Raw genomic sequence first — 10,401 nt, 5'->3', positions numbered from 1 at the left:
CTGTCACGTACTCGCCCCTCCCCCAGCACCGATCCATAGTCAGCGTCCGACAACTACTGTAATCTCTGCACAACTACAGTCAATATTAAGTGACTGAAATGGCAGGGTACGAAGGGTCGACCGAAACGGAGGTACGGCGCGTGGAACGGATGCGCCTGCCCAACGGCTACGACGTCATGCAACTCAATGCTGGCGAGACGAGCCTGATGTACCGCAACATCGTGACCGGACGCGCCTACCTGCAACACGGCGTCACCCTGACGCCAGGTGGGACCGTCTTCGACGTGGGGGCGAACGTCGGTGTGGCCTCACTCTTCTTCCACTGGGAGGCCGGCAGCCGCGTCTTCGCCTTCGAACCCGCACCCCGGTGCTACCAGGCACTCGCCGCCAACTTCGCCGAACATCGCGTCCGGGGCACCGCCTACCCGTTCGCGTTGTCCGACCGGCCCGGCAGGGCGGTGCTGACCAACTATCCGCAGATCACCGCGATGACCAGCTTCCACGCCGATCGCGGGTACGACGAACAGCTCACCCGGGCCTTCCTCGCCAACAGCGGGTTCGACACCGACGACATCGAGGAGATGGTGGCCGACCGGCACGACAGCGAGACGCTCACCTGCGAGCTGCGCACCTTCTCCGAGATCGCCGACGAACTGGGCGGAGAGCCGATCGACCTGCTGAAGATCAACGTGGAGAAGGCGGAGGTCGAGGTGCTGCGCGGGATCGCCGAGCGGCACTGGCCCACGATCCGGCAGGTCGTCGTGCAGCTGCACGACATCGACGGACGGCTGCACCAGCTGCGGCAGGAACTCACCGAACGCGGATACCGGGTGGGTGTGGCCCAGGATCCGCTGCTGACCGGCACCGACATCTTCGAACTGTTCGCGGTACGCCCCACCGGAGGTGCGCGGTGAACCAACTGACCGACGTGGACCTCGGCGACCCCGAGCTGTACGTCAGCGGCAACCCGTACCAGGTCTGGGACCACCTGCGCGAGCACGCCCCGATGTACCGCAACCGGCGGCCGGACGGCTCCGAGTTCTGGGCGATCACCACCCATCGGCTCGCCACCGCCGTCTACGAGGACCGGCAGTCCTTCACCTCCGAGCGTGGCATGCGCATCGGTGGGGAGGGCGCGGCCGGGCGGGCCTCCGCCGGCAAGATGCTCATCGTCACCGACGGCACCCGGCACCGGCGGATGCGGGACGTGCTCAACCCGGCCTTCACCCCACGATCCGTACGACGGCTCGAGGAGAGCATGCGGACCATCGTCCGGCAGCTCCTCCACGAGGTACGCGATCTCGACTCGTTCGACTTCGTGGACCGCATCGCCGGACGGCTGCCGCTCTACGTCACCTGTCAACTGCTGGGCGTACCACGCGACGACTGGGACCTGATGATCGAGCTGACCCGTACCGCGTTCGGCTCGGTCACCGAGGACGGCGGCGACCCGATCAGCGCGCAGCTGCAGGAGCAGGCGCACGCCGACATCTTCCTGTACTCGGCCGACCTGATCGCCGAACGCCGACGTCGCCCCGGCGACGACCTGGTCAGCGCCATGGTGACCGGACAGTCGGCCGGCTACCGGATGTCCGACGAGGACATCCAGGTCAACATCAACGGCATCCTGACCGGCGGTAACGAGACCACCCGGCACGCCACGGCCGGCGGGGTGCTGGCGTTCATCGACAACCCCACCCAGTGGCAGCGGATGCGACACGACACCGAAGCGGTCATGGCGACCGCCGTCGAGGAGATCCTGCGGTGGACCGCGCCGAGCCTGCACGTCATGCGTACCGCACTCACCGACGTGGTGGTCGGGCCGCAACTCGTCGAGGCCGGTGAACAGGTGACCATCTGGAACCCGGCGGTCAACCGCGACGAGGCGGCGTTCCCCCACGCGTCCCGCTTCGACATCACCCGGTGGCCCAACCGGCACGTCACCTTCGGCATGGGGCAGCACTTCTGCATCGGCGCCGCCCTGGCCCGGCTCGAACTACGCGTCGCCCTCGACGCACTGGCCAGTCAGGTGGCGCGCTTCGAGCTGACCGGACCGGTCCGCCGGCTCAGGTCGAACCTGATGTGGGGTCTGGACCAGCTTCCCGTACGCATTCACCTGGAGGACGATCGTGACTGAGGCGCTGACCTCCGCAGGACCGACGAGCAGGCCCGGCACCCCGACCGACCTGAGCGACGACCCGCGACACGTGGAGTACTGGCGGCGGCACCTGCGGGGCGCGCCGCCCCGGCTCGGCCTGCCGTACGACCAACCGCCGGTGTCCGCACCGTCCGCCTCACCCGCCTCCTGCGAGCTGACGCTGCCACCGACCGTCGGACGGGCGGTCGCCGTGCTCGCCCGACGCGAGCGGGCCAGCACCCTGATGGTGGTGACGGCCGCCGTGGCCGCCTGGGCGTCGCGCCTGACCGGACAGGACGACATCCTGGTCACCACGCCCCTGGCGAGGGCCCGGCACCCGGAACACGTCCTGCCCGTGACGGTACGTCTCGACTGCTCCGGCGAGCCCACCTTCACCGACGTGCTGCGCCGCACCCGGGAGGTACTGCTCGACGCACTGGCACACCGCAACCTCGACGCGTCGACGCTGTCGGCGCTCTCCGGGCCGCCCCAGCTGGTGGTCTCGGTCGCGGACACGCCACCCGCGATGGTCGACGGCGCGCAGTTGCAGCTGTGGTTGGCCGACGACGGCAGCCGTGCCGCGCTGCACTACCGGTCGCCCTGGTTCACCGCCACCACCGCGCAGCGGCTGCTGCACCAGCTCACCCTGCTGCTGGCGGGCGCCACGGCGCAGGACGGCACACGCCTGTCCGACCTGCCGATGCTCAGCCCGGCCGACCAGGAGCTGCTGGACCGTCCGCCCCGTCCGGGCGCGACGCCGGTCACGGCCGTACCGGCGCAGTTGTTCGCCGAGGTAGCCGCGGCCCACCCGGACGCCACCGCGGTCCGGACCCGGGACACCTCGATCAGCTACCGGGAGCTGGACGTCCGGGCCACGAAGCTGGCACATCACCTACGGCAGGCGGGCGCGGGGCCGGGCAGGGTGGTCGGCGTCTGCGTCGGACGCGGCATCGACCTGCCGCTCAGCTTCCTCGCCGTACTCAAGAGCGGGGCGGTGTACCTGCCACTCGATCCCCGCCACCCGGCCGAACGGCTCCGGGACATCCTCGACGCCGCCGACGTGACACTCGTCGTCAGCACCGCGAGCGAGGCCGTCGCGGTCGCGGCGCACAGCGGCCCGCTGCTGCTGCTCGACCGGGACGAGGCCGCGATCGCCGCCCAGCCCGACACGCCCGTCACCGACCTGCCGGACCCGGCGGAACTGGCCTACCTCATCTACACCTCCGGGTCGACCGGGCGACCCAAGGGCGTCGAGGTCACCCAGGCCGGGCTGGCCAACCTGGTGGTGACCCTGCGGGACGAGTTCGCGGTCGGTCCGCAGGACCGGGTGTCGCTGTTCTCCTCGGCGGCCTTCGACGCCTCCGTCTGGGAGATGACGATGGCCTTCGCCGGTGGGGCGACCCTCGGCGTCCTCACCACCGCCGAGGCGACCCCGGCCGAGATCGCCGCCGAGATCCGGGAGCTGGGCCTGACGGTCGGCACGTACCCCCCGACCCTGCTCCGTGCGCTCACCCCGGACGACCTCGGCAACCCGCGCCTGGTCGTCTCCGCCGGGGAGCAGTGCGACACCGACCTCGCCGCCGCCTGGGCGCCGGGCCGCCGGTTCGTCAACGCGTACGGCCCGACGGAGACGACAGTGTGTGCCACGTTCACCGACGTCGCCGCCCCGGTCACCGACGCGCCCGCGATCGGCACCGCCCTGCCGAACCTCGCGGTCCACCTGCTCGATCACCGGTTGCGGCCGGTACCGGTCGGCGCGCCCGGCGAGATCTTCGTGGCCGGAGTGGGCCTGGCCCGCGGATACCGCCGCCAGCCCGCGCTGACCGCGGCAGCCTTCCTGCCCGACCCGCACGGCCCGGCCGGCTCGCGCATGTACCGCACCGGAGACCTCGGCCGATTCGGCAACGACGGCCGGCTGTACCACCTCGGGCGCGTGGACCATCAGGTGAAGCTGCGCGGTTTCCGGGTCGAACTGGGCGAGATCGAGCATCATCTGATGGCTCAGCCCATGGTGCGCGACGCGGCCGTGGTGATGCGCCGCGACGGCGATCACGACCGGCTGGTCGCGTACCTGACCGTCGACGATGCGCGCACCGACCCGGTGGCGCTACGCGGAGCGCTGCGCGCGGCGCTGAGCCGGGCGCTGCCCGAGTACATGCTCCCGGCCACCTACGTGGTGCTGGACGCGATGCCGCTGAACAGCAGCGGCAAGATCGACCGTGCCGCCCTGCCGGAGACGTCGGGCGAGGCGCCCGCCGGGCCGGTCGAGCAGTGGCAGAGCCCGGACGAGCAGCGCATCGCCGGCCTGTGGCGGGACGCGCTGGGAGTCGCCCAGGTACGGCGTACCGACAGCTTCTTCGAGCTGGGTGGACACTCGCTGGTGGCGGCCCAGATGATCGGCTCGGTGCGACAGGCGTACCAGCTCAACCGGTTGCCGATGCGACTGCTGTTCGAGAAGCCGGTGCTCGCCGACTTCGCCGCAGCGGTCGCACGGCTGTAGTACCCGGTGCGGTGGACCCCTCAGCCGGCCAGATCCTCGGCGATGATCCGCAGGAGGGCCGGCGAGGGGTCCAGGAACGCCCAGTGGTCACCGTCGAGACTGACCGCCCGGTCCTGACCGAACCGGGTCCAGCCGGTGGTCAGGCTCGGCGGGACCGTCCGGTCGCCGCGCCACGAGAGCACGGTGACCGGGCAGGGCATCGGTGCGGGGGCGGCACCACCGAAGTCACGGTAGGCGCACAGGTCTGCCTCGACGGCCTCCATCGCCAGCTCGACGATCTCCGGTGAGGGTTCGGTGCCGCGCGCCCGCATCAGGTCGGCGACGACCTCGGGCAGGCGGTCGGCGGGCACGTCGAGCAGGCTGCCGAACGGGACCTGGTCGGGGGCGACCATCGAAGAGGCGAAGAAGCGCCGTGGTGCGTGGCCGGCCGCGGCCAGCCGCAGCGCCACCACGTACGCGGCGAAGACGCTGTTGCAGTGCGCGAAGAGGCCGTACGGCCGATCCAGCAGCGGCTCGACGGCGGCCAGCAGATCCTCCGCGAACGGCTCGTACGCCCGGTGGGCCGGTTCCAGCAGCCGGTTCTCCCGACCCGGTGGTTGCAGCAGGCAGACCTCGACCTCGCCGATGCGGCGCGGCCAGCGGTGATACATCGACGCGCCGGCACCGAGGTACGGCAGGCAGAACAGGCGAGCGGCCGGATCACCGGAAACCGGGCGCAGCAACCATCCGTTCGCGCGTGCGGCGTCTACCGTCATGGGTCCTCCCTCAGGGCAGACGGATCCGCGCGAGCGCGGCGCGATCCACCTTCCCGGTCGTCGTGATGGGCATGGTGCGCAGCGCCCCGATCGCGGTGGGCCGCATGTGTCCGGGCAGCTTGTCGCGCAGGTACGCGCGAAGCGTGTCGAGCGCCGACGCCGAGGCGGCCGGACGCAGCTGCACGTACCCGACGAGACGCTGGTCCGCGCCGACCAGTACGGCCACGGCGGCGGCCACCGCGACGTCGGGGTGTTCGCTCATCACGTTCTCGATCTCGCCGAGCTCTATCCGGTGGCCACGGATCTTCACCTGGTCGTCGTCGCGGCCCCGCAGTTCCAGCCGCCCGTCGGGCAGCACCAGCGCCCGGTCGCCGGTGCGGTAGAGCCGCTCGCCGGGATGATCGGGGTCGGGTACGAAGCGCTCGGCGGTCAGCGCGGGCCGACCGAGATAGCCGCGGGCCAGGCAGACGCCGCCGAGGCAGAGTTCGCCGACGGTACCGGCCGGCACCGGTCGCAGCGCGCGGTCGAGGACCACCGCCCGGGTGCCGGGAATCGCGGTACCGATCGGCAGCACGGCGGGTTGTGGCCCGGGAGGCACGATGTCGCTGACCGCGTACATGGTCGCCTCGGTGGGGCCGTACAGGTGGTGCACCCGTTCGACGCGCTCCGCCAGTCGGCCGCCGAGGGCCGGTGGCACCCGATCGCCGCCGATCAGGGCAACCAGCCCACCGTCCCCGGTCCAGCCTGCGGTGAACAGCATCTGCCAGGTCAAGGGGGTGGCGTGCAGGTAGCGCGGTCTGGTGGTGGCCAGCAGCCGCGCCAGGTCGGGGCCGCTGCGCGCCTGTTCACGGCTGGCGATCTCGACCTGTCCGCCCGTGGTGAGCGGCATGAGCAGTTCCAGCATGGCGATGTCGAAGGTGAGCGGGGTGACCGCGAGCCAGCGCTCGCCGGGGGCGTAGGCCAGCGCCTCGGCGGTCGCGGTGAGGCAGTTGGCCAGCGCGCCGTGGGTCACGCCGACTCCCTTGGGGCGCCCGGTGGAGCCGGAGGTGTAGAGCAGGCAGGCGAGCTGGTGCGGATGGCCGTCGAAGTCGACCTCCCCGGACACCGCGACGAGCGTGTCCAGGCGCAGCACCGGCAGCCCGGCCAGGGTGGGCGGCACCGGTTGCGTCCCGTCGGTGAGCAGGAGACGGGCCTGGGCGTCGGTGGCGACGTAGCGGAGCCGGTCCGCCGGGTGGGTGGCGTCCATCGGTACGCAGACCGCACCGGCCGCGGCGATGCCCAGCAGTACCGCGGGCAGGTCCGCGCTGCGGTCGGCCAGGACCGCGATCCGGTCCTCGGCCCGGATTCCGGCGGCGGTGAGCCGGTCGGCCACGGCCCGGGCCAGACCGGCGACGGCCTGGTAGTCGCGGGTGTCAGAACCCTGACGTACGGCCGGGGCGTGCGGGGCACGCCGCATCCACCGGCGCACCAGGGGTACGGCGAGGGTCGTACCGGCTGCCGTCATGACGCGGTGTCCGTGATGAAGCGGGCCAGCCGTCCGACGCCGTCGACGATCTCCTGCTCGGTGAGGTAGCTGACGGACAGTCGTACGGCGCGCTGCCCGGCGTCGGAACGCACGTGGAAGTAGCTCATCGGCGTCCACAGCACCCCGTAGCGACGGGCGCAGTCGTCGAGTTGCTCGTCGCCGGCGACGAACGGCACGGTCAGGCTCAGGAAGAAGCCGCTGTCCGGGTCGTTCCAGCTGACCCCGAGCCGGTCGCGTACCGGCTGCGGGAAGTGGCGGTCCAGTTCGGCGCGGAGCAGGCGCATCATCGCCGAGTATCGGCGGGCGGCCGGGGCGGTGGCCGCACCGAGCCGGTGACCGGCGCGCAGCAGCAGTCCACCGATGAGTGCCTGGCTGACCGGTGAGGTGTTCACCGTGACCATGCTCTTGATCTTGCTGAGTTCGTCGGCCAGCAGGCCGGTGCCGTCGGGTCGGTACACGGTCTGGTCGGCGATGACGTAGCCCACGCGGGCACCGGGAAAGGCGGACTTGGCGAACGATCCCACGTGGACGACCTGCCCGTGTCGATCGAGCGCCTTGAGCGTGGGTGGACGGTCGGCGGGGCCGAGCAGCCGGTACGGGGTGTCTTCGAGCACCACCGTGCCGTACGGCCGCAGCAGGTGCAGCAGGTGCTCGCGGGCGTCGCGGCTCATCGTGGTGCCGGAGGGATTGGCGGCGTCCGGGACCAGGTACAGCAGTCGGGCCCGCCGTTTCTCGGCGTGCAGCCGTGCCAGCAGGCGGTCCAGATACGCCAGGTCGGGACCGTCGGTGGTCTCCGGGACCGCCTCGACGCTCACGCCGAGCAGGCTCGCCACGCCGGTGACGCCGGTGTAGCAGGGGTCGGGAACCAGCAGCACGTCGTCGGGGCCGGCACAGAAGGCCCGGACGGTGATCAACAGCCCTTCCTGCGCCCCCACCGTGATCACGTACGCCTCGGGGGCAACGTGGATTCCCTCGTCCTGGGCGACCGTCCGGGCGACGATGTCGCGGATCGTGCCGGCGGTCGGGCCGTACTGGAACAGCTCACGGGTCAGGACCGTTCCGGTCTGCCCGCCGGCCTGCCGGTGTTCGAGGTAGGCACCCAGGTGCCCGGACAGTTCCGCCAGGTCGTAGCCGTCCTCGAAGGGACGACCGGGTGCGAACGACACCGCGTCGGGATAGCGGGCGACGATCTCGTTGAGGAAGGTCATGGTGCGGAGCACCGGATGACGCAGGCTCGCGTGCAGGTCGGTGAGATGCAGGCCGGTCGGCAGCGCGCCGGCGGTCGGCTCCGGTGGACCGGTGACGGGGGCGGTGACAGGGCCGGTGAAGGGGGCGGTGACCGTGGCCGGACCGATGTCGGCGACGGCGGCCAGACCGGTCAGGAACATGCTCTCGACGAACTCCTCGATCAGGATGCGGAGGACCTCGCCGACCCCCTGTTCCCCGTCGACGGCCAGCCCGTGCAGCACCGGCCGTCCGACCAGCACCCCGGTGGCGCCGAGAGCCAGCGCGCCGAGGACGTCGGCGCCGGTGCGTACGCCGCCGTCGAGCAGGACCACGGCGGCGCCGTCGACGGCGCGGGCCACCTCGGGCAGGGCGTCGATGGACGCGGTCGCGCCGTCGAGTTGCCGTCCACCGTGGTTGGAGACGACCAGGCCGGCGACGCCCGCCGCGACGGCCAGCCGGGCGTCCTCGGCGGTCAGCACCCCCTTGACGATGACGGGGAGCGTGGTCGAGGCGCACCACCGGGCGACGTCGTCCCAGGTGAGTCCGGTCGCGAAGTGGGTCTCCGCGTGTCCGGCGGGACGGGCGGCCCCGGTGCGCCAGGACGCGGGCAGGTTGACCGGTGCGACGCCGTCCGGCAGCCGAAAGCCGTTGCGCAGGTCGCGCAGGCGGCGGCCGAGACGGGGAGCGTCGACGGTGAGCACCAGCGCGTCGAATCCCGCTCGCTCGGCCGTACGCACCAGATGTGCCGTCGCGGCGGGATCGCGCAGTGGGTACAGCTGCAGCCACAGCGGCGCGGTGGTCTCTGCGCGGATCTCGTCGAACGCGCGACCGGCCATGGTGCTGACGACGAGCGGTACGCCGCAGGCGCCGGCGGCCCGCGCGGTGGCCAGTTCCCCGTCCGGGTGGACCAGGGTGTGGTACGCCAGCGGCGCGATGCCGACCGGGGCGGCCCAGGCACGGCCGAGGACGTCGACCCTGGGGTCCACCTCGGTCACCCCGGTCAGCACCCGGGGCCGGAGCCTGATCCGCGCGAACGCGTCCCGGTTGGCCGCGAGGGTCCGTTCCCGGCCGGCGCCGCCCTCGACGAAGTCCCAGACCTCGGCCGGTAGCTTGCTGCGGGCGGTGGCGGCGAGGTCGTCGAGGGTGAGGTACGCCGTCATCGGGTCCGCGTGCTCTCGCGTTGGCGCTCGCGTTCCACCGCCTCGTAGAGGGCGCGGATGTTGGCGCTGCCGAAGCCACGGGCGTCGTTGCGCTGGATCAGCTCGTAGAAGAGGGTCCGACGCGGGTACGGCGAGCGGGTGAAGATCTGGAGCAGGTAGCCCCACTCGTCGCAGTCGGCGAGCACCCCGGTGTCGCGCAGGTCCGCGATGCGGTCGCGCAGCGAGGTGACTCGTTCCAGCAACGTCTCGTAGTAGACGCCCGGTGGGGTGAGGAAGCTGATCCCGGCGTCGCGTCCCTGCCGGACGGCGGTGACGATGTCGTCGACGAGGAAGGCCAGGTGCTGGACGCCCGCTCCGGCGTGCCGGTCGAGGAACTCGTCGATCTGTCCGGGCGCGTGCGACAGGTCGGGCTCGATGAGGGTGAAGGTGATGGCGCCGGACGGGCTGCGGACCACCACCGAATCCATCGCCTGTGCCCCGACCTCGATGTACTCGCTGGAGTACCGGGGCAGGCCGAAGGCGTCGGCGTAGTGGTCGGCGGTCTGTTGCAGGGTGCCCCCGGGCAGGCAGACGGCGATGTGGTCGAGGGCCTGGATGTCGAGCGCGCCCCGGGAGACGGGCTGTTCGGGCAGGTAGGTCCAGGACAGGCCGGGCGGCAGGGGATCGGCTCCGACGGGGAGCAGGGTGTGCACGACCGGTCCGAACCCCGCGGCGCGGGCGGCGCCGCCCGGCGCGGGCAGCATCGGCGTCGCGGACCGTACGAGCCGGTGGACGTCCGCGTCGAAGTCGGTGCTCGTCATCGGGACGTCGATGATGCCCGCGCCGTGCCGGTCGAGGTGCTTCGCGTACGGCCCACGGGCGCCTACCGGGGACGACACGACGATTGTCACCGGGCCGTTTCGCAGCGCCAACGCCTGCCGATCGGCGTCGGCGGCGCGTGCCGCCGGAACGAAGGCGAGTTGGTCGGACAGGTAGCCGATGACGCTCTGCGGATCGTCGGTGACCAGGTCCAGGTACGGGATGTCACGGAACACTTCGACTCCCACCACTGTTGACTGTTGTTATGTCTGCTTTACTCTTGTCACGTTAGTTGTTTA

Annotated in this window: 7 protein-coding genes; 3 read left to right on the top strand and 4 right to left on the bottom strand. The window is 71.6% G+C overall.

Annotation, left to right across the window (positions count from 1 at the left end):
* Positions 1–149 precede the first annotated feature (149 nt).
* From C1A38_RS08930 to C1A38_RS08920, 3 genes are read left to right on the top strand one after another with little or no spacing between them, the layout of a single operon-like run.
* The gene (locus C1A38_RS08930) at positions 150–914 is read left to right on the top strand and encodes an FkbM family methyltransferase (RefSeq protein WP_233196725.1); all 765 of its coding nucleotides are present in this window, start codon (positions 150–152) and stop codon (positions 912–914) included.
* Positions 911–2,137, top strand: a complete 1,227-nt coding sequence (locus C1A38_RS08925; RefSeq protein ID WP_102657365.1) for a cytochrome P450 — start codon at positions 911–913, stop codon at positions 2,135–2,137. Before C1A38_RS08930 ends, C1A38_RS08925 begins: the two co-directional genes overlap by 4 nt.
* Positions 2,130–4,637 (top strand): non-ribosomal peptide synthetase, encoded by a 2,508-nt coding sequence (locus C1A38_RS08920; RefSeq protein WP_102657364.1) that lies wholly within the window; start codon positions 2,130–2,132, stop codon positions 4,635–4,637. Before C1A38_RS08925 ends, C1A38_RS08920 begins: the two co-directional genes overlap by 8 nt.
* 20 nt (positions 4,638–4,657) lie before the next feature.
* Here the strand turns inward: C1A38_RS08920 and C1A38_RS08915 are convergent, their stop codons facing one another.
* Genes C1A38_RS08915 through hppD form a run of 4 tightly spaced genes read right to left on the bottom strand, consistent with a single transcriptional unit; the run spans position 4,658 to position 10,338 of the window.
* Complete coding sequence (locus tag C1A38_RS08915) at positions 4,658–5,392, bottom strand: thioesterase II family protein (RefSeq protein WP_102657363.1); 735 nt, start codon at positions 5,390–5,392, stop codon at positions 4,658–4,660.
* Positions 5,393–5,402: 10 nt separating this feature from the next.
* Positions 5,403–6,896 (bottom strand): amino acid adenylation domain-containing protein, encoded by a 1,494-nt coding sequence (locus tag C1A38_RS08910; protein ID WP_102657362.1) that lies wholly within the window; start codon positions 6,894–6,896, stop codon positions 5,403–5,405.
* Positions 6,893–9,304 (bottom strand): aminotransferase class I/II-fold pyridoxal phosphate-dependent enzyme, encoded by a 2,412-nt coding sequence (locus C1A38_RS08905; RefSeq protein WP_102657361.1) that lies wholly within the window; start codon positions 9,302–9,304, stop codon positions 6,893–6,895. The genes C1A38_RS08910 and C1A38_RS08905 overlap by 4 nt, the downstream gene beginning before the upstream one ends.
* Positions 9,301–10,338 (bottom strand): 4-hydroxyphenylpyruvate dioxygenase, encoded by a 1,038-nt coding sequence (gene hppD / locus C1A38_RS08900; protein ID WP_233196717.1) that lies wholly within the window; start codon positions 10,336–10,338, stop codon positions 9,301–9,303. The genes C1A38_RS08905 and hppD overlap by 4 nt, the downstream gene beginning before the upstream one ends.
* Positions 10,339–10,401: the final 63 nt, after the last annotated feature.

The sequence above is a fragment of the Verrucosispora sp. ts21 genome (assembly GCF_002879555.1).
In the GTDB taxonomy this organism is placed as follows: domain Bacteria; phylum Actinomycetota; class Actinomycetes; order Mycobacteriales; family Micromonosporaceae; genus Micromonospora; species Micromonospora gifhornensis.
This window is presented reverse-complemented; position numbering and strand designations above follow the sequence as displayed.